Raw genomic sequence first — 20,259 nt, 5'->3', positions numbered from 1 at the left:
GATTCCCTTCTAGGCGGTTTCACGATGACGAGCGGCGCGCCGCTCGTCGTAGCGCACGACGAGATCGCGCGCCGGCTGCGGATCGAGCCGCCGCCCGAGCCACGCGCTGCGGCCGATTCCATGCGGCGCGCCGAGCGCGAGCGCGGGCACCGCGTCGGGCGCAAGTTCGAGCTGTACGTCCCAGTCGAATTCGATGCCGATGTACTCGCGCACCCATTGCGCAAGCTGCTGCGCATGCGCGCCGCCGGGCAGGAAACGCCGGTACGCGTCGAGCGCGAGCGGGCCGAGCACGATCCGGAAACGCGACTGCGCATCCCGCACCGCGATGCCGAGCAGCGCGCCGCCGAGCGGCTGCGTCGGGCGCGTCGCGTGGATCGCGCAACGCTGCGTGCGCTCGATCGCCACCCATTGCGGCACATGCTCGACGATGCGCGCCGCGACGCCGAAGTGACGGCGCACGATCTGCACGAGCCCTTCGGGATTGCGCGTATGCCGCACGAGATGACCGGCGTGAAAGCAGCGCGCGTGCGGGGAAAGCGCATCGACGGCGGTTTGCTCCGGCGCGTCGCGGCCGATGAGGCTCGCGACATGCCGGTCGAAGTGCGCTCGTCCGGCGCGGTCGAGGCTCACGGTCGGCTGCGCATCGGCCCATGCGCGATAGAACAGCAGGATCAGCCGGTGATGAAAGAGATCGGCGAACGCGGCGAAGGTCGGATCGTCGTGCTGCGCGGCGCGCTCGTGCGCGTACTCGGTCAGATGCGACGGCAACGGTCCGTTGGGCCCGAACAGGCCGAAGCCGTGAATCGTCATGCGCGGCGGCGCGGCGCCGTCGTCCTCGACACCGGCGAGCATGGACGCGGCGAACGCGAGCGACGCCTGCTGCCCGAGCCGCACGGGCTCGTCGCGCGGACGCGCGGCATGGCCGAGCGGCGCGCGCCCGGGCGAGAGCGCGTCGAGCCAGCGCAGCGCCTGGAACAGGTCGTAGCCGTGCGGCGCCGCGCGCAGGCGGGCCCACCACGCCGCGCGTCGCACGTCGCGGGCCGGATCGCGCGTCATGTCGTCGGTCGTGTCGCGCTTCATATCACGGGCCGCCTGCCGATGCGCGCCGGCCAATGCGCGAGCCTGCCGCGCTGCGCGCTCGTCAGCACGCATTCGGCGAACACATTGATCGACACATGACGCGCGAAGAACTGCTCCAGCACCGCGCCGAGCAGAAACGGGCTGTCGCCGGAAAACGCGTGGTCGTCGACGGTGACCTCCACCTGCACGCCGCGCCCGAACATCAGCGGGCCCGCGGCCGGCAAGCGGCGAAACACCGACGAGAACGCGACGCGCTGCACGCCGTCGATCTGCCTGCGCATCGCCACATCGGCCGGGTCCGCGTGCAGGGCGAGCAGCTCGCGCAGCACGCGCGCGCCCTCGTCGTCGTCGAGATCGGTCAGCGTCTGACGCGCGAGCCCGAGATGGCGGATGAGCCGCCACGCGCTCTGCGCATCGGCGATCGGCGGACGCGGGCGCGACGGCCCGCGGATCGCGACGGCCCGCTCCACCGGCGCCGACACGCGCAGCGTGAAGCCGTTGGTCTCGCCGGGCGGCTGCAGCAGCACGAGATCGCGATTCGTGCACAGCGTGTCGACCGACAGATAGCGCATCGATTCGTCGTAAGGCGCGCACTGGCTGTCCACGAGCGAGACATAGGTCTCGCTGCCGGTGTAGCCCGTGCGCGCGCCGTTCGCCCGCGCCTGCGCCGAGACGAGGCGAGGCTCGCGCCGCACCGTGTAGTACGCGCCGTAGTCGCCGCCGTCGCCCGCGAACGATGCGTGGAACGGGCGGAACGTGCGCGCCTGTCCGTCGTCGCGCTGCTCGCTCGCGAGCCGCTCGACCGCGTAGACCTCGTAATCGAGCGGCCGGCTGCGGTCGACCACGAGGTGATGCTCGCGCGCGCCGGCCTGCACCGGAATCCGGTCGGCCCGGCGCGCGAACAGATTGATCGCCGGCGTGCAGTTCAGCGCGAGATGGCGCGCGTCAAGAGCCGCTTCGAGCGCCGCGTCGTGACGATCGAACAGCACGGTGAGCTCGCATTCGTCGCCGGTGGCGCGCGCGAGCGCCGGCCGCAGCCCGCCGATGCTGAAGAACAGGAAGCGCGCCGGAAACGCGAAATACTCGCGCAGCAGCCGGTAGCCGTGGAAGCTGCGGCCATCGTCAGGCAGGAGCGCCTGCGCCGCGTCGAATCCCTCGTGGACGATCGCGTCCGCATCGAGCGCATGCATCCAGCCGGGCGGCCGCTGCCCCGGATCGTGACAGACCACGCCGAGCGCGTGCGACGCGATCAGCTCCAGCAGATGCAGGGCATCGCCTTCGGGGCCCGCGAGATGGAACGTCAGCCGCTCGAGCGGCAGTTGCGCGAGCCGCGCCCCGCCGCGCGCCTTCAGCCGGATCCGCAGCGCGCCGCGCACGTCCTGCCACGCCGCGAAAGCGCCGCGCGGCAGCCCGGCGGGCGCGCCCGTCACGGCTGCGTCCGTCAGTTCGAGCGGCCAGAGCGTCAGATCGTGCGCGGTACGAAACTCGCACGCGGTCTCCTCGGACGCGGCCGGCCGCGCGCGCAGCGCCGTGCCCGCCGGGAGCCGCCAGCCCTGCGCGAGACTGCCCTCGTTCATGCGGGGCGTGAACTGCACGATCGCTATCGACGGCAGCGGCGCGACATAGCCCGGATACACGGCATCGAGCAGCGCCTGCGTGAAGCGCGGAAACTCCGCGTCCATCTTGAGTTGCACGCGCGCGGTGAGGAAGCTGAAGCCTTCGAGCAGCCGCTCGACGTACGGATCGGGCGGCCCGGACTCGTCGAGCCGCAGCCGCGCGGCGACTTTCGGAAACCGTTGCGCGAACTCCGCGCCGAGCTCGCGCAGATAGGCGAGCTCGCGGTTGTAGTAATCGAGCAGGCGCGTATCCATCGCGTCACGCCCCCGCCGCGGATTGCAGCAACATCGCGCCCGTCTCCAGGTCGAGATCGGAGCGCAGCACGAATTCGACCGGATGCGGGACCGACCAGAGCGTGCCGCGAATCTCGAACATCAGCATGTTGTGGCGGCGCTCGCCGGCCGCGTCGCCCGGCGCGTCACGCACGCTGCGGACTTCGACGCTCCCGGGCTCGATGCGCGGCTCGAAGCGGACGATCGCGTCGCGGATCGACGCCTCCACCGACATGTGCTCGACGCCCGACATCGGCCTGCCGACGAGCGGCCGCATGCCATAGTTGAGCACCGAGGCCTGCGCGTGCCCGAACGCGGCCCAGTCGACGAAGCCGTCCTCGCCGTTGCGCGTGTTGAGCAGCCAGGCGAGGTCGCGCAGCACGGCCGCGCGCAGATGCTCCGCGCCGATCCACCGGGCGCCGGGCGGCTCCGCGCGGCGCGCGCGGTCGTCGTCGGTGAGGCGGTCGAGCAGCGCGGGCTGGAGGCGGTCGCGCGTGCCGTCCGCCCAATCGCCACGATGGTGCCGGTCGTTCATGATTTCGTTCTCCGTATCATCACATCTCGGTGTTTTCCTTGATGTTCCATCCGACCGACACCTCGGCGCCCTTGCCGCCGTTGTCGTTCTGCTGCCAGTACTGCTTCTTGACCTTCGCGGCCTGGAAGCCGTAGTGCATCAGCAACCGGTCGGCGCTGTCGCCGGGGTCGACGCCCGCGACGTTCGCCGACGTCACGAGCACTTCCTGCAGCGTCACGCGCATGAACTCGACCTGCGTGCCGCCGGTCTTGCACGCCGAGATCTCGACGGTGGGCAAATGCTTGCCGCTCGCGCAGTTCTTGATGATCGCGGGCGCACCCTTGTCCATGTACGCATCGACGATCAGATCGTTGAAGCTCGCCTTGCCCGCGTTGCCGCCGCTGCCGCTCGCCATCGCGCCCGGCTGGCTCGCGCCCCACGAGAACGACTGGATGTCGGTCCAGCCCTTGTGCTGCGAGTCCGCCGATTCGCCGGTCACGCCGTCCACCTTCATAAACATTGCCACGCCCATCGCTGCCTCCGTTTCGTGTCAGTCATGTCAGGTCAGATTTGCAGATGCGCCGCCGCCCGCCGCTCACGCGCCCGCCGCCTTCGTCGAAGGCAGCCGCGAAATGAGCCGCAGCGACACGGTGAGTCCTTCGAGCTGGTAATGCGGCCGCAGGAAGAACTTCGACGCGTAATAGCCGGGGTTGTCCTCGATGTCGTCGACGACCACCTGCGCCGCCGCGAGCGGCTTGCGCGCCTTCGTCTCCTGCGACGAGTTCGCCGGATCGCCATCGACGTAATTCATGATCCAGTCGTTCAGCCAGCGCTCCATGTCGTCGCGCTCGCGGAACGAGCCGATCTTGTCGCGCACGATGCACTTCAGGTAATGCGCGAAGCGGCAGCACGCGAACAGGTACGGCAGGCGCCCGGACAGCCGCGCGTTCGCGGTCGCGTCGGGATCGTGATATTCGGTCGGCTGGTACAGCGACTGCGCGCCGATGAACGCGGCAAAATCCGAGTTCTTTCGGTGCACGAACGGCATGAAGCCGTTCTTCGCGAGCTCGGCTTCGCGGCGGTCGCTGATCGCGATCTCCGTCGGGCACTTCTGGTCGACGCCGCCGTCGTCGGTCGGGAACGTGTGGCTCGGCAGCCCCTCGACCGCGCCGCCCGATTCGACGCCGCGAATCGACGAGCACCAGCCGTGCAGCTTGAACGAGCGGTTGATGTTCGTGGCCATCGCATACGCGGAGTTCGCCCACGTGTAGCGGTCGTGGTTCGCGGAGTCGGTGTCTTCCTCGAAGTCGAATTCGTCGACTGGATTCGTGCGCGCGCCGTACGGCAGCCGCGCGAGAAAGCGCGGCATCGCGAGGCCGACGTAGCGCGAATCGTCGGACTGTCGCAGGCTGCGCCATGACGCGTACTCGGTGTTCTGGAAGATCTTCGTCAGATCGCGCGGATTCGACAGCTCCTGCCACGAGTCCATCTGCATCAGCTCGGGCGACGCGCCGGCGATGAACGGCGCATGCGCAGCGGCCGCGATCTTCGACAGCTCGCCGAGCATCTCGACGTCGGGCGGACTGTGGTTGAAGTAGAAGTCGCCGACGAGACAGCCGAACGGCTCGCCGCCGAACTGCCCGTACTCCTCCTCATAGACCTTGCGGAACAGCGGGCTCTGGTCCCACGCGACGCCCTTGTAGCGCTTGAGCGTGCGGGCGAGCTCGCTGCGCGACGCGGGCAGCGCCTTGATCTTCAGGAGTTCGTCGGTTTCGGTGTGCGTGACGAGGTAGTGAAGGCCACGCCATGCGCCTTCGAGCGCCTGGAATTCGCCGTGGTGCAGGATCTGGTTGATCTGCTCGGTCAACTTCCGGTCGATCTCCGCGATGATCTGCTTGACGCTGCCGTACGCATCGTTCGTCATGCCGGCCGTATGCTCGAGCGCCTGCTGCGCGAGCGTGCGCACCGCGCGCTCGACCGACTCGCGCGCCTCCGCGGTTTTCGGCTTGAACTCCTTCTGCAGCAGCGCGGCGAATTCGTCGCGCGCGTCGGCCGGCTGCGCGGTGCCGCGCGCATCGGCGCGGGCGTGTGCCGTGTCATTCATCTCGCGTCTCCGTCGGGGTCGTGCCGTCCTCGGGCGCCTGCGCGGCGGGCTCGTGCACCAGCGTCTTCAGGAGGTCGGGATCGTTGATCGCGCGCTCGATCAGCTGCTCCGCGCCGTGCTTGCCGTCCATGTACGACAGCAGGTTCGACAGCTCCGTGCGCGCCTCCAGCAGCCGGCGCAGCGCGTCGACGTTGCGCGCGATCGCCGCCGGCGAGAAGTCGTCGATGCGCTCGAACGTCATGTCAACGTTGAAGGTTCCTTCGCCCGTCAGCGTATTCGGCACGGCAAACGCGGCGCGCGGCGCGATCGACTTCATCCGGTCGTCGAAGTTGTCGACATCGATTTCCAGAAACTTGCGCTCCGGCAAGTCCGGCAGCGGCTCGGCGCGCTTGCCCGCGAGGTCTGCGATCACGCCCATCACGAACGGCAGCTGCACCTTGCGCTCAGCGCCGTAGGTCTCGACGTCGTACTCGATCTGCACGCGCGGCGCACGATTGCGCGCGATGAATTTCTGTCCGCTCTTCGCCGCTCTGGTTTTGTCCGTCATCGTCCTCTCCTTCACATCGGTCAAATTGCGCGTTGGCTCATCCGGCGTCATTCGCTCCGCTCGCCGCTCGCCTCGCCGTGCACCTCGCCGCTCAGCATGTCGAGCTTCGGCAGGCTCTCGGGCGCGAGATCCCGGATGATTTCGTAGAAGTCGAGCGCGAGCAGCCGTTGCGCGCGCCGCAGCAGGATCGGCGCCGGATGGCCCGGCTCGTGCAGCTCGAAATAGCGGCACATCCTGTCGATGCCGATACGCACGTCGTCGCGGCTCGTCATTTCCGCGTCGCGCCATGCGGGCCCGCCGGACGGCGCGGCTGCTACCGCGCTGGCTTCGGCCGCCGGCGCAGGCGTCTCGCGCGGCATCGCCTGGACGATGCGCCGCAGGGCCTTTTCGACCTCGCTCGTGTCGGGCGCCCATTCGCCGCCGAGCCGCTGCGTCACGCACGCGCGGATCGCGTCGAGCGCGCGCAGCACGGCGAGCACCGGCGCGAGCGGCGTCTCGCCGCGTTGCCGCGCGGCGAGAAGCGACGCGATCAGCGGTTCGCGGTCGCCCACGGGCTGCGCGCCGTCGTCGCGGCCATCGAGCATGCGTTCGGCATCGCGCACGCCCGGACCGCCTTCGAAGAGCGGCTGGCGGCGCGCTACGCGCGCGCAGTCGTGCGCGCCGGCGACCTCGGCGAGCGCGTTGATGCGCGGCGTCGGGTCCGTATCGCCTTCCGCGTCGACGCGCGGGTGCACATCGTCCCACCATCGCCCGATCAGGCCCGCGACGAGCGCGAGCCCGTCCGCATAGCCCGCGATGCCGTGCAGCTCGGTCCAGCTGCGCGTCAGGTGCGCGGCGACGCGCAGGTCCTTCGTGCGCGCGAACAGCGCCAGCGCGAGCCGTTCGACCGCGCGCCAGTCGGGCGCTTCGGCCGGGATCACGGTGTCGCCGTACTGCTGCTCCGCGCGCGGCGTCGCCTGCGCCTGAAGCTGCAGGAAATCGGGCTCGTATTCGAGATTCGCGCCGCATGGCGCGCCGGGCTCGATCGCGTCCAGCAGCCGGTCGATCAGGTCCGCGCGCGGCGTGTCGCGCGCGCCCGTCGATGGCGCCGCGTGGCTGATGTCATTCGAAGGCATAGTCGATGCTGATCGGTTTGCTGCCGGGATCGATCTTCACGGTGCGGCGCAGCGGCGGCAGCGAGCCGTTGCGGATCTCGATCTGGTAAGTGCCGGGCGCGAGCGACACCGACCGCAGCGGCGGACTCGCGCCGCGCCGTACGCCGCTTACGTAGATGTCGCCCCACGGGCGCACGTGAAAGCGCACGGCGACGGTGTCCATGGCGTCCTGCGGCGGCTGGCCGTCGCTCGTGGCGGCAGGCGCTGAATCGGAGGAAGCCATGGCCTCGGCGCCGGAAGCGGGTGCCGGCAGCGCGGCGGCGGCTTCGGACGGCGGCATGTTCACGACACGCTCCGACGCATCGAGGCTCGCGGCCGGCGCAACAGCCGAACCCGTCACGGGCTGGGGCGGCGCGGCATCGCGGCCATTGGCCGCGACCTGCGGCGCCGGCGCTGCCGCGTTCCCGCTCGCGGGCGCGGTCGCGACGACCGGTGGCGCAAGCTGCGCCGACGCACCCGACGACGGCGGCGCGACGGCCGGCGCCGGACTGGATTGCGCGAGGCTGGCGGCGCCCTGCGCGATGACGGGCGACGACGCGCCGTTCGCCTGCGGCTCGCTCGCGCCCGCCATTTCGCCGGCATGCCGCGCGGGCTTCGCGAGGTACGTGAGGCCGATGCCGGTCGCGAGCAGCAGCGCCAGCGCGCCGCCGATATAAGCCCGCATGCGACGGTCGCGCAGCGCATCGCGCAGGCGATCGAATGGCGGCTGCGGCATGCGGGCCTCGGTGACCGGGGCTGACGCCGACGCTGGCGGAATCAATGCGCCGGGGAGCGTCGAATCGTCATCGGCGGGCGGCGGCGGGCCGACGAAGTTCGTCGCGTCGGCTTCGGGCGCGCCGGCATCGTCGGTTGCGCGCTGTGTCGGCACGGATTGCATCGCGGGCGCTTCGCGCGGCGACGACTGCGGCTCGGGAGACACCGGCGGCGCTTCCTCGCCCTGCGCGTGCTCCGCGCGTTTCGCGCGCGCTTCATCCGGTGACGGCGCGACGGCCGCGTACCCCGCACGCCCCAGATCGCGCAGCCCGAGTTCCGCGGCAAACGCCGCGACCGAATCGGGCCGGTCCGCGATCCGCAACTGCAACGCGTGATCCACCGCGGCGAGGAAGGTCGGGCTGTACGGCTCGCGCCCGGGCAACTCGCGGCTCGCGAGCGGCTGATAGGTGTCCTTGATGCTGCGCACGACCGCCGCCGGCGGCAGCTCGCCCGTGATCATCGCGTGCATGACCGCGCCGAGCGCGTAGAGATCGGTCCACGGCCCCTGGCTGAACGCGGGATCGTCGGTGTATTGCTCGATCGGCGCGTAGCCGGGCTTGATCATCATCGCGCCGTCGTCGACGAGATCGCCGATCCGCTTGCGCGCCGCGCCGAAGTCGAGCAGGACCGCGCCGCCGTCGGGGCAGATCAGCACGTTGTCGAGCGCGACATCGCGATGAAAGCACTGCGCGCGATGCAGCGTGTCGAGCGCGCCGAGCAGCGCGGCGACGACGTTGCGCAGCTGCGGCTCGCCCATGTGCGAGCCGCCGTCGAGCAGCTGCTTCAAGGTGCGCCCTTCGTGGAACGGCATCACCATGTAGGCCGTGCCGTGGCTCTCCCAGAAATGCAGGACCTTGACGAGCCCCGGATGATCGAACTGCGCGAGCAGCCGCGCCTCGTTGAGGAACGCGCCGCGGCCCGCGTCGAATGCCTGCGCGAAACGCTCGGCGCGCAGCGACACGGTGTAGTCGCCGCCGCGCGTCGCGAGCATCGACGGCATGTATTCCTTGATCGCGACGGCGCGCCGCAGCGTGCGGTCGAACGCGCGATAGACGATGCCGAAGCCGCCGATCCCGAGCACCTCGTCGAGCTGCAGTTCGCCGAGCCGATGGCCGAGCGGCAGCGGCCGCACGGTGAAATCGGGCGCGCCGCGGCGGGTCGCCGTCTCCTGCTCGTTGTCTCTCGATAAAGAAGCCTTCATGTTCACCTCCCGGTACCGCTTGCTACGCGCCGCCGCTGAACATGCGCACGAACAGCTCGCCGTCCGGCGCGCCCGTGTGCGCGTGCGTGCGCAGCGGCGATCCGTCCGCGCGATTGGTCCACCAGAAGCTCGTCGCGCCATGCGGATCGAAGTAGCCGGACAAGCCGGGCCATGCGCGTGTGTCGCTCGTGCCGCCGTCTGCGGCGGCGCGCGCCGCGAGGGGGTCGGGCGCGAGGCGCACGCGCGCGAGCGTGGCTTCGAGATCGGCGGGGGCGGACGCATCCCGGATCGCGTCGAGCAGCGCGTGGCCGATCTGCCGGTAGTACGCATCGGCGGCGTCCGGCAGGCCACTCCAGTAATCGGCCGTGTGGATCGGCAACGTGACGACGACGGGGTAATAGCGCCCCACGCGGTCGCAGCTCGGCGCGATGCAGCCGGACTGCACGCACGACGCGCCCGCGCCGGCGGGAATCAGGAAATTCCAGACCGGCGCGACTGTGTAATGGCGCTCGATCTCGTCCGCGCCGCGCTGGCGCAGCACCGCCATGCCCTGATGCAGCCAGCGCTCCCACCAGAGCGCGAGCGCATGCGGCAGCCCGTGGTTCACGAAGTCGCCCGCGCCGGGAATCTTCCCGTACCACGCCGGCGTCTGGCCATCGAATGCGGTGGGCATCGGCATCTGGCTCATGGCTTCGGCGGGCATGTGAAGGACTCCATCTGCGCGAGCCTGAACGGATTGCGCACGCTGCCCGAGCTCACCTGCAGCACGACCGGTTTGCCGTCGACGGTGAAGCGCGCGACCATCTGCCCGGAGCCGCTCCCGGCCGACAGCGCCGCGCGGTCGAACAGCCGGTGCAGCGCCCACGGCCCGTCGGTCGTGATTCCGCCGGACGCGCCGCCCGGCCCCGACACCTGCAGGCGCACCTGATTGCTGCCGCGCGGGCCGGGCCACTGCACCGCGCTCGATGTCATCGGCCCGTGCGCGTAGTTGACGATCTGTCCGTCGACGTCGAGCACCATCTCCGGAATCGACGGGTCCATCTCCTGTGGCTGGATCTGCAGCTTCAGCTGCGCGGTGCGCGCGCCGCCGCCGAAATACACGTCGCGGATCACGGCGGCCTTTTCGAACGAGGCGAGCATCGCGGTGGCCGCGGGATCGGTGTCCGCGTTGCGGTTCGCGAAGCGCCACGGATGCGTGGTCGTGTCGACGATCGGCTGCAGGTTCTTCTGGAAGAACTCGTCCATCAGCCCGCCCGGGGCGAACATCTGCGCGAAATCCGCCGGGGCGACATCGCGCGAGGCGCCGCGCGCGAACGGGTAGCGCCCCGCGATCGCCTGCCGGCAGAAATCGCCGACATTCGCGCCGGCCCGCGTCGCGACCGTGCGCTGCTCGACGCTCGCCACACTGCCGTTCGCGACGCTCGACAGATCGTCGAGCACTTCGCGGAACGGCGTCGGCAGGCGGCCGGCCTGTGCGCGCAGCCGCGCGGGCGCATCGGACGGCGGCGGCGTCGCGCCGCTTCGCAGGGCGTCGTCGGTGGCGGTGAGATACGTGTAGAGGCCATCGATCGCCTTCAGCACCGCATCGAACGCGGCCGCCTGATCGCCGCTGCCCGGCGCGAACGCGCGCAGCGCCGCGAAATGGCTGTCGACGATCTGCTCGGGCGTCGCGGGCGCGGCGTCGGCCGGGTTCGCGTCGCCGCCCTGCCTGCCAGCGAAAATCTGCGCGAGCGAGTTGCGCGCCGCATCGACCTTGTCCTGCGCGCCCGACGCGAGGTTGCGCCCGTTGCCCGGCGCGTCGCCGAGCGCCGTGTCGCGCGCGAGCGCTGCGATGAGGCGCGTGAGCGGCGAATCCACCGACGAGAGCGCGCGCGCCGTCTGGATGCTCTGCGCGAGTGTCGCCGTGTGCTGCAGGCGGATGTCGCCGAGATAGTCGTCCCAGACCTTCAGGTAGTCGTTCAGATACAGGCGGCGGATGTCGCGCGCCCACGCGGCCGCCTCGTTCGTGCCCGGAATCTCCGACGCGCCCAGGTTCAGCACCCACACTTCCTCGCGCCCGTAGGCGTCGACCTCGTCGGCGAGCTTCGGCGCGAACACGTTGCGATAGCCGTTGTGCGTATAGAGCCCCGGCACGCCGTCCGCGAGCGGCTTGCCGCTCTGGCGGCGGAACACGAGCGACGCATCGGGCCCCACCGCGCGCGCGACGCTGAAGTCGTACGACGCCGTCGCCGGGCGCAGCGTGCGCGTGAGCTGCCGGTACAACCGCTGCGAGAACGGCACCTGCCGCAGCCGCTCGCGCACCTCGGCGACGAGCCGCTCGTTCATCGGATAGGGCGACACCGCGACCCGGCCGCCGAACAGCGCCGCGAGATGCGCGCGCAGCGCCGCGCGCTGGGCCGGGGAGAAATCGGCGGGCAGCGAGCGCTCCATTTCGAGATCGACGACGGCCTGCACGAACGCCGGATCGTAGTGCGCGGCGTCATACAGCATCAGATAGGCCTTCAGCGCCGCGTAGGCGTATTCGACATCGTCGGGACGCGCCTCGCGCAGCGCCGTTTCCATGCGGCTCGCGGCGATCGGCAGCAGCACGTCTTCGAGCGCGCGCCGGTAGACGGCATCGACGCCTTCGTCGATCTTCTCGCCCTGAAAGAGTCCCCAGCGATACGCGAGCGGCGGATGCGCGAGATCGATGCCGCCCGGGCGCGACAGGCTGGCGAGCGCATTGAGCACGGGCAGGAGGCGCGCGATGTCGTTCGCATCGGAAACCTTGGCACTGCCGATCTGCGCATCGACGGCGGGCACGCGCACGGCGACCTGCTCCAGATACGCGCGGTTGTTCGCATAGCTGCGCAGCCACAGCGCCAGCACCGCGATGCACACGAGCGCGAGCGCGGCGTAGCCCGCGATCTGCAGCACGCGGCGCCGCTGATGCCAGTGCAGGTTGCTGCCGGCGAGCGCGGCCTCGCGGAAGATGAGGTCCTGCAGCAGCGACTTGAGGAAGAAGCTGCGCCCCGTCGAGCCGGTCTGCGCGGCGGGCGGCACGCCCTCGATCTTCAGAAAGCGCTTGATGCCGCTCATCACGCGATCGAACGCGGTGCCTTCCTGCGTGCCGCTCGTCAGATAGATGCCGCGCAGGATCGGCATCGGCTCGAAGGTGGACTTCGAGAACACCTCGGCGACGAACTGGCCGAGCATGTCCTGCAGATCGGCGATCTGCTGCGGCAGCAGATACGTCATCTCGCGCTGGCGCGCATCGGTTTGCGTGGCGAGCACCTCGGGCAGCGCGTCGTTGAGGCGGCCATGCAGCAGCCCGTATTCGCGATCGAAGGCCGCGCGCAGATCGAAGCCGGGCGTTTCGCTTTCCGCGAACGGGAACGTGAAGCCCCATACCTGCGCGCATTCCGCGCGTCCGAAGCCGCCGAAGTATTCGGCGAAGCCCGCGAGCAGATCGGCCTTCGTCACGAGCAGATAGACCGGAAAGCGGATGCCCAGCTGCGCGCGCAGTTCGAGCAGCCGCTTGCGCAGCACCATCGCGTGCTGCGTGCGCTCCGCTTCGGACGCGCCGAGCAGATCGGCGACGCTGACGGTCAGCATCGCGCCGTTCAGCGGCTGACGCATGCGGTACTTCTTCAGCAGATCGACGAAGCCTTTCCACTCGGCTTCGTCGAGCGCGCGGTTGCCTTCGTGCGTCGTGTAGCGGCCGGCGGTATCGATCAGCACCGCGTCGTTGGTGAACCACCAGTCACAATGGCGCGTGCCGCCCACGCCGCGGATCGCCGCGCGGCCGAACTGCTCGGCGAGCGGAAAGCTCAGGCCCGAGTTGACGAGCGCGGTCGTCTTGCCCGAGCCCGGCGCACCGATGAACACGTACCACGGCAACTGGTACAGATACTGCCGCGACATCCGCCCGAGCCAGCGCGGCAAGCCCTTGCGTGCCACCTCGGGCTGGCCGAAGCGGACCTTCCTGAGCAGCGCCGCGGCTTCGTCGAAGCGGGTGCGCAGCTCGTCGAGCGGCGCGCGCGCGGGGTCGTCCGCCTTGGTCCGGCGCGGCGCGGCCTCACGCAACTGGTTCAGCAGCTGCGCATTGAGCTGGCCGGCGCGCCAGCTGCGCCACGCGAGGCGCGCGCCCCACGCGGCGAACAGCACAACGATCGTCGAGGCGCGCGCCCAGCCGCTTTCGAGCGGCCGGAAGTCCGCGAACGCGATCAGCGGGCCCGCGAGCCAGATGAAGCACGCGAGCACGACGAGCCCCGCGAACGTCCAGATATTGCGCCACGGCATCGGCCGGGCGAATCGCGCGATGGCCTGGTTCATGGTCGGTTTGCCTCCTGCGGCGCGGACGCGGCGCCGCCGGCGGGCGTCGGCATTAGCGTAATCTCGACGCGGCGGTTGAGCGCGCGGTTCGCGAGCGTATCGTTCGGCGCGACGGGATCGAGCGTGCCACGCCCTTCCGCCGCGAGCCGCTCGGGATGATCGAGCCGCGCGGCGAGCAGGCTGCGCACGGCTTCCGCCCGCTCGCGCGACAGATCCCAGTTTGATGCGAAGCGCGCGGTGTGGACCGGCGTGTCGTCCGTATAGCCGCTCACGCGGACGTGGCCGGGCACCTTGTTCAGCGCATCGGCGACGCGCGACAACACGGGCAGGAAACGGTCGATCACCGATGTCGAGCCCGACTTGAACACGCCGTCGCCACGCATCACGATCACGCTGCGGTCAGCGTCGTCGCGAACGGCGACGAGGCCCGCCGCGATCTCCGGCTCCAGAAATTTCGACACGCGCGGCGCGAGCTCGGGTTTCGGCGCCGCTTGCACGGGCCGCAGATGCGGGACGTGCAGCGCGTCGATCGATGCGAACAGGCGATCCGAATGCCCCGCGAGCGCGATCCGCAAGCCGGCGAACACACCGAAGCCGATCAGCAGCGCGAGCGCCGCGCACACCCACAGCGGTATCGCGAAGCGCCGCGTGACGTCGCGCGTGATGACGTCGCGCCAGTGCGGCGAGAGCGGGGCATCGAACTCGCCGCGCACCGAGCGGATCGTCTGGGCGAGCTGGCGCCGCAGCGCGTCGAGCTCGCCGTGGCCGTTGTCGAGCACGCGATAGCGTCCCTCGAAACCGAGCGCGAGACAGAAGTACAGCAGCTCCAGCAGGTCCAGATGCTGGCGCGGCTGCTGCGAAAGCCGGTCGAGCAGATGGAAGAACTTCTCGCCGCCCCAGGTCTCGTTATGGAACGACACGAGTAGGCTGTGCGACGACCACACGCTGCCGCCCCACGGCGTGAGCGCGGCGGCCTCGTCGAGCGCCGTGCACAGGCAGTAGCGCGCGCCGATGATCGCCTCGGACGCAACGCCCGCCGCCTGTGCGCGCGCCTCGAACTGCCGGATCTCGACGACGAGATGCTCGCGCAGCCACGCGGGATTCGGATGATGGACCGTCGAGCGGATCTGCGGCACGAGATTGAGCAGCGGGTTCGCGGCCGCGACGAGCGGATTCGTGCCGCTCGCGGCCCAGCGGCCCGGGCGCGGCTGCGTCGTGGACGGGCCCGCCGCGCCCGAAGCCGCGGCCGGATGCGCGCCGCCCGGATTCGGCGGCACGAACCCACCTGCGCCGACGGAAAACGACTCGGAGGAAGAATTCATCGCGACGTCCCGCCCTTACCCGCGTATCGCCCAGAGCTCCATCGAGAGCCCCGGGAATTCGCCGGCGAAATGAAATGCGAGACCGCCGGAGCGCGCGAGCTGCTTCCACAGCTCACCGCCCTTGTCGATCTCGAAGTACGTATGGCCCGCGTGATACGGAATCTGCCGCGGCGCGACCGGCAACTGGCGCAGCGCAACCCCCGGCAGTTGCAGTTGCACGAGATCGCGGATGCGCTCGACGGGCCCGAGCTTCGCCTGCGCCGGAAAGCGCAATTGAAGGCTGTCCGCCGGCATGTCGGCGCGCACCGCGAGCACGAAGCCGGCCGTATCGCGCAGTACGGGGTCTGCGAGCGTCGCGACCCGGATGCCGTTGCCCGCGTCGCGCAGCTCGATCTGAATGGCGTTCTGTTCGAGTACCGTCGAAAGCGATCGCCGCAGCTCGGTCATCAGTTCTCCAAAGCTTGCGCGCAGATCGTCGTGACGGTAGACGGCGAGCGCCTCCGGACGCCGTCCGGACGCGGTGAACGTGCTCAGGTCGCAGGCGAGCTTCAGCCAGTCGACGAACAGCGCCTCGGGTTGCGTGGCGACGTCCTGCTGCACGTGCCAGGTCGGCGCGAGATACCGGTTGACGAGTTGCAGCAGCAGAAAATCCGCGACCTCCGACACGCCGCCGCGCCCGGGCTCCGACAGTCTCGCGGCAAGCGCCTCGCTGCGCTGCGTGAGGAGCCCGTGCAGCTCGCGCGCGCAGGCGAACAGCACCGGATCGCGCTGCGCGACGAGTCGCGGCGGAATATAGGTGTCGTCGACGATCAGGCGGCCGTCGGTGCGGCGCTCGACGACCTGCGCCACGCCGAGCGCGTGCCAGTCGCCCGTCAGCTCGGCCTGCGGCATCAGCCGCACGTTGAGCCGGCCGGTCTGCAGCAGGGCTGGACCGAGCGCGACCGTGTTGGCGTCGGCGATCTCGTGTTCGCGCACGACATAACGCGCGACGCCCGCGCCGCCGTCATCGTCGAACGAGACTTCCTCGGCGCCGCCACGCCACAGCGGCAGCGCGAGCACGACGAGCTGGTCCTTCGCATCGGCCGGCACGTCGAACGGCTCGGGCAGTTCGTCCGGATGCGACAGATCGAACGGCGTGCCGTCGCGCATCACGCCCGACGCCGCGCGCAGACCGACCTTGCCGAGCGCGAGCCCTTCGCGATCGATCTCGAGCGTGTCGAAGCCCCAGCCGAAGCCCTGCAGCGGCTGGCAGCGCAGGTTCACATGGCGCTCCCAGTGCCGTTCGAGCTGCTGGAAATGCTGCGGCCGCAGGAACATGCCCTCCGTCCATATCACGCGCTGGCGCAGGGCGGCGACCGGCGTCGCGAACGTCGTCGGTCCGGTCATGGGCGCTCCTTCGCGTCGCCGAGCGCGATGCCGCCGTTGCGCACCGCGATCGAGAGCTTCAGCTCGCCCGGCGAGGTCTGCCAGAACTTGTAGGCGTTGAGCTGCCTGGCGCGCGGCAGCGGCACCGTGAGACGCCAGCGGTTCTTCTCCAGCACGCGATACTCCGCGACGATGCCGAGCGCGCCCGCCTCCACGTTGCCGCGATAGTGCAGCGTGCGCGTGTCGCCGGGGCGCAGGATGATGCGATCCGTGCCGAGCAGGTCCGCGCCGAGCACGTTCTCGGGCTTGTCCTGCAGGGAAAAGAAATCCGAGCTTTCGAACGACGACAGAGCCCGCAGCTGGAACACCTTCAGCACGATCGGCGAAGGCTTGCGATAGGCATCGGGATTGACGTCCGGTGCAACATCGACGGTGATCGCATATGGGACGGCGACGGGGTGCTCGGTCGCGCCGCAACCTGCAAAAAGCAATAGGCATTCCAATACGATAAAACCGCCAGACCGCCCTCGCATAATTCAACCTCGCAGCGCAAAGAATCCCCGCCGGGTTCCGCGCAGGAATCCGGAGAATCCGATTAATAGGGACAAGGACAAATTCGGAAATTACGTCATTGGCATATCATTTCACTCCAATATTGCTCGGTAATTTCTTCATAACAAAAGCCGGGTCGAATCATCAAAAACCTTTCAGTTTAACTATGGAAAACGGCAAATAATCCAATGGTTATTGGTATTAAACCCGGATCTTCAAACTGGCGGATTTTTCCGGACCATTCGGCGGATTTATGCGAACGATATTGCCAACGCCGTGCAAGGCACACCCCTCGGGTCTCTGCCAGAAGTCGGTCAATGACGATCGCGTGCCCGACTGTTTCTCCATTTCGCGCGAACGATTCGCTAGCCATATCGCACGCGATTGTGTATGTCAAAACAACTGACGAAACAGAAAACACACCGAACTATAGGTTTGATTTTGTGGATTAACAAGGTGACGCAATAGAAACAATTAGAGACCCTTCTCGGAAAAAAATGTACGGCAGGCAATGCAAATACGCTGATTGGCACTAGAATTCAACAACAGAAGTCATTCAGCCTCCAATCCCATTTACCGCTTTTCGCGATATCGAGATGAAAGGACGTACGTTGCGCATCGTTTTATACGGTGTCCTGTCGCTGGGAATGGCCGGTTGCAAAACCGCGCCGACCGAGAACGCCGCACGCGCCACTGTCGACGGCGCTCGCGCCGCCTATGACGCGAGCGACTACAACCGCACGATCGCGATGCTGAGCCGCGACCCCGACATCGACAGCGCCAGAGTCGACACACAGATCGCCGCGCACAAGCTCCTCGCCTTCAGCTACTGTGTGACCAACCGCATCACGCAGTGTCGGGCCGAGTTTTCGAAGATTCTCGATCTCAATCCGCGCTTCGACTTGTCCCCCGCCGAGAAGGGACATCCGACGTGGGGGCCCGCGTTCGAGGCCGCGCGACGCAAACATGCGGCGTCATCCTGAGAAAATCGGTAGCCCACGCGAGCGCCTCACTCATCGAGCGATGTATGACATGCAACTGATCGTGATCGAATACGCGGGCGAACCAATCGACACCGGTCGCCATGAAGCCGTCGTGTTTCACCCGCCGGGCGGCACAATCGGCAGGGCCAGCGACAATCATCTCGTGTTGCTCGATGACACGCGGCAAATTTCCCGCCTCCAGGCGCTGTTGCAGGTCGGCGATGACGCGTGCCTGCTGAAGAACCTGAGCAGCGTTTCTGCGATCGAGGTGAACCGCGAGCCCATCGGTTACGCAGAGGAGCGCCCTCTCAACACCGGCGATATCATCCGCATCGGCCCGTACGTGCTGCGTGCGGAAAGCGGCGATACCGCCGCTCCGGGGACCGTCGATGGCGGCGTCGCTGCGCCACATGCACCGGCTGCATCGCACGACGATGCAGGCGCCAGTCGCCATCGTTTGTGGGGACTGCTGCAGCATCGTTTTCCGCCCGTCCGAACGCGCGCCGGCCCCCCCGTCGATCCGCCCGCGCGCGACGAACTGCGGCCGCCGCCTCGCGATCTGCATCAGCTCTCGACCGACCCGCTCGACTTGTTCGCGCAACTGTCGGGGGACGTTGCGTCACCGGCGAGCAAGGAACACGACGTCGCCGCCCCGACTCCCGCACGCGCCGCTGCATCGAGGGCGTCTTCGTTCACACAAGCCGATCACGCACCCGGATGGACACAGCATGTGCGTGTGGAACTCACACAGCCGACGGCCGACGCGGATGCCGATCCGCCCGCCGAGCACCCGCCGGGGCCGCCGACACCCGAAGCGTTGCTGCGCGCGTTTCTCGAAGGTACGGGACTCGACGGCGCTGCCGACCCGCATCAATGGTCGGCCGAGCAGATGTACGTCGCGGGCCGACTGCTCGCGATGTTCGCGAACGGCACAGTCGAACTGCTTTCATCGCGCAGCATTCTCAAGCGCGAGGTCAAGTCGCACATGACGATGCTGCTCGACAGGGAGAACAATCCGCTGAAAATGCTGCCGGATGGCAGCGCGGTTTTGCGCCAGATGTTCGGCCTGCCGCTGCCGGGGTTCATGTCGCCTCAGAGCGCAGTAGACGATGCGTTCCAGGATCTGCACGCGCATCAACTGGGCATTGTGGCTGGCATGCGTGCCGCGCTGATGGATTTGCTGAGACGCTTCTCGCCGCGGCGCATGGGCGATCGCGACGAGGCATCCCGGTGGTACGAACGGCGTGTGCCGATGCTATATAAAGCGCGCATGTGGGACAGCTATGTGGCGGCTCACCGCGATACGGTGCTCGCGGTCGAAGACGATTTCGCGTCGGTGTTCGGCAAGGCGTTTCTTGCGGCCTACGACGCTGAAATAGAGCGTTATCGTAGTGGAAACCGGCGGTGAGCGCGCGATGTTGGAGGCGTTACGCGCTGACAAGCAGCCGCACGATAGCGGCCAGGGTTGTCTGCCTAGTCGAGTACCTTCACCGACGCCCACGTCGCCGTCTCAATATTCATCAGGTCGCGGCGTTTCGAGCCAGTGCGCACGCGTATGCCTACGGGCCAGCAAAGCGTTGGAAACTGCGAGTCCCCGCGATCAGTGTCCAATGCTGATGAACTGGACACAAGAACTGGAGCATCTCGCACAGATCGTCCAGCCCGGATGGCTTTTTGTAGTATCCATCGAAGAGCCCGTTCTGCACTGAGGCCGGCAAATCGAGCACGTGCATTGACGTGCATGCAACGACGATGGCATGCCTGCACGTCTGATCTCCCCTTAACCAATTTGCGACGACTACGCCTCCCAAGTGTGGCATCTCGATGTCCAGCAGTACAACTGCCGAATTCCACGCGCGCGCCATCTCGCAAATATCCTGTCCACAACAGGCAACACGCGTGTGGACACCGAAGAACTGCAACGCAGCAGCTAAGGCGTCGGCAGCTTCAGCGTTATCGTCAACAATAACCACTCGCACGGGCGCCGCCGAGTGGACCCGATCGGAAAAGAATGAACCGTGGTTCCGACTCCCCGCGCTTCATTTGGATCCTTCCGAAAGGGTGTAGGCCGTCACCCCAGCGATGTGCACCGGATGGTTCCTGGGATATGGGAGATGTTTGCGCTTATGCGACGTGCTATACAAAATCTTTGACTTCCGGCTAGTCGAAAGCTGGGTGCCAACGCGCGTCGTATGGCTCAGTCGTCTCGAGAATAGCGCCTGCAAGCCGTGCTAGCGCTAGCGGCAACCGCTAGCTCAAAAAAGTCTCGACCTTCGGTTCACGAGTACGATCAAATGTGAAGTATTCCGAGTCGCTGCGCGACAAGGTGTCGGACTTCGCCTTGGCGTGGCCAAGTGCCGTACACAACAAAGCGCCGACGGCCGACGCTTGTTTTCGTTGCTCCAGTAGGACTGCTTGACATTCCCCGTCTCATCCCTCAAGCACACGAACAAGACGCCCTTCGCGGTTCCGGACCTATGC

At 68.2% G+C, this 20,259-nt stretch carries 16 protein-coding genes; 2 read left to right on the top strand and 14 right to left on the bottom strand.

Annotated elements, in window-relative coordinates; genetic code table 11:
* Positions 1-9: 9 nt before the first annotated feature.
* The 13 genes from tssG to tssJ all read right to left on the bottom strand — a co-directional run bounded on the left by tssG (position 10) and on the right by tssJ (position 16,776).
* A complete protein-coding gene (gene tssG / locus AWB78_RS20040; RefSeq protein ID WP_062607464.1) occupies positions 10-1,080 on the bottom strand; it encodes a type VI secretion system baseplate subunit TssG in 1,071 nt (356 codons plus the stop codon).
* On the bottom strand, positions 1,077-2,951 hold the full coding sequence (gene tssF, locus AWB78_RS20035) for a type VI secretion system baseplate subunit TssF (RefSeq protein WP_062607373.1): 1,875 nt from the start codon (positions 2,949-2,951) through the stop codon (positions 1,077-1,079). Before tssF ends, tssG begins: the two co-directional genes overlap by 4 nt.
* Positions 2,952-2,955: 4 nt before the next feature.
* Positions 2,956-3,504 carry a type VI secretion system baseplate subunit TssE gene (gene tssE / locus AWB78_RS20030; protein WP_062607371.1) on the bottom strand — a complete coding sequence of 183 codons (549 nt, stop codon included), beginning with the start codon at positions 3,502-3,504 and terminating at the stop codon, positions 2,956-2,958.
* Between the two features lie 19 nt (positions 3,505-3,523).
* Positions 3,524-4,015: an Hcp family type VI secretion system effector gene (locus tag AWB78_RS20025; protein WP_062607368.1), complete on the bottom strand. Its 492-nt coding sequence runs from the start codon at positions 4,013-4,015 to the stop codon at positions 3,524-3,526.
* A gap of 63 nt (positions 4,016-4,078) precedes the next feature.
* The gene (tssC, locus tag AWB78_RS20020) at positions 4,079-5,587 is read right to left on the bottom strand and encodes a type VI secretion system contractile sheath large subunit (RefSeq protein ID WP_062607366.1); all 1,509 of its coding nucleotides are present in this window, start codon (positions 5,585-5,587) and stop codon (positions 4,079-4,081) included.
* Positions 5,580-6,134, bottom strand: a complete 555-nt coding sequence (gene tssB, locus AWB78_RS20015; RefSeq protein ID WP_062607462.1) for a type VI secretion system contractile sheath small subunit — start codon at positions 6,132-6,134, stop codon at positions 5,580-5,582. The genes tssC and tssB overlap by 8 nt, the downstream gene beginning before the upstream one ends.
* Positions 6,135-6,181: 47 nt before the next feature.
* The gene (gene tssA / locus AWB78_RS20010; protein WP_062607365.1) at positions 6,182-7,249 is read right to left on the bottom strand and encodes a type VI secretion system protein TssA; all 1,068 of its coding nucleotides are present in this window, start codon (positions 7,247-7,249) and stop codon (positions 6,182-6,184) included.
* Positions 7,236-9,242 (bottom strand): serine/threonine protein kinase, encoded by a 2,007-nt coding sequence (locus AWB78_RS20005; protein WP_062607363.1) that lies wholly within the window; start codon positions 9,240-9,242, stop codon positions 7,236-7,238. The genes tssA and AWB78_RS20005 overlap by 14 nt, the downstream gene beginning before the upstream one ends.
* Positions 9,243-9,264: 22 nt before the next feature.
* Positions 9,265-9,930, bottom strand: a complete 666-nt coding sequence (gene tagF, locus AWB78_RS20000) for a type VI secretion system-associated protein TagF (RefSeq protein WP_062607461.1) — start codon at positions 9,928-9,930, stop codon at positions 9,265-9,267.
* Positions 9,927-13,556 (bottom strand): type VI secretion system membrane subunit TssM, encoded by a 3,630-nt coding sequence (gene tssM, locus AWB78_RS19995; protein ID WP_062607362.1) that lies wholly within the window; start codon positions 13,554-13,556, stop codon positions 9,927-9,929. The genes tagF and tssM overlap by 4 nt, the downstream gene beginning before the upstream one ends.
* Positions 13,553-14,878: a DotU family type VI secretion system protein gene (locus tag AWB78_RS19990; RefSeq protein WP_062607360.1), complete on the bottom strand. Its 1,326-nt coding sequence runs from the start codon at positions 14,876-14,878 to the stop codon at positions 13,553-13,555. The genes tssM and AWB78_RS19990 overlap by 4 nt, the downstream gene beginning before the upstream one ends.
* Before the next feature lie 15 nt (positions 14,879-14,893).
* Positions 14,894-16,264 (bottom strand): type VI secretion system baseplate subunit TssK, encoded by a 1,371-nt coding sequence (tssK, locus tag AWB78_RS19985; protein WP_062607358.1) that lies wholly within the window; start codon positions 16,262-16,264, stop codon positions 14,894-14,896.
* Complete coding sequence (gene tssJ / locus AWB78_RS19980) at positions 16,261-16,776, bottom strand: type VI secretion system lipoprotein TssJ (RefSeq protein ID WP_062607356.1); 516 nt, start codon at positions 16,774-16,776, stop codon at positions 16,261-16,263. Before tssJ ends, tssK begins: the two co-directional genes overlap by 4 nt.
* A 615-nt stretch (positions 16,777-17,391) precedes the next feature.
* Between tssJ and AWB78_RS19975 the strand changes: the two genes are divergently transcribed.
* A complete protein-coding gene (locus AWB78_RS19975) occupies positions 17,392-17,778 on the top strand; it encodes a TssQ family T6SS-associated lipoprotein (protein WP_062607355.1) in 387 nt (128 codons plus the stop codon).
* Between the two features lie 49 nt (positions 17,779-17,827).
* The gene (tagH, locus tag AWB78_RS19970; RefSeq protein ID WP_062607460.1) at positions 17,828-19,186 is read left to right on the top strand and encodes a type VI secretion system-associated FHA domain protein TagH; all 1,359 of its coding nucleotides are present in this window, start codon (positions 17,828-17,830) and stop codon (positions 19,184-19,186) included.
* Positions 19,187-19,337: 151 nt separating this feature from the next.
* On the opposite strand, the gene AWB78_RS49740 is transcribed toward tagH, so the two are convergent.
* Entirely contained in the window at positions 19,338-19,751 is a 414-nt protein-coding gene (locus AWB78_RS49740; protein ID WP_062607353.1) for a response regulator, read from the bottom strand.
* Positions 19,752-20,259: the final 508 nt, after the last annotated feature.

Source organism: Caballeronia calidae (assembly GCF_900044055.2).
Classification (GTDB): Bacteria; Pseudomonadota; Gammaproteobacteria; order Burkholderiales; family Burkholderiaceae; genus Caballeronia; species Caballeronia calidae.
The sequence above is the reverse complement of the archived record's forward strand: the minus strand, read 5'-3'. Positions and strand labels throughout refer to the sequence as shown.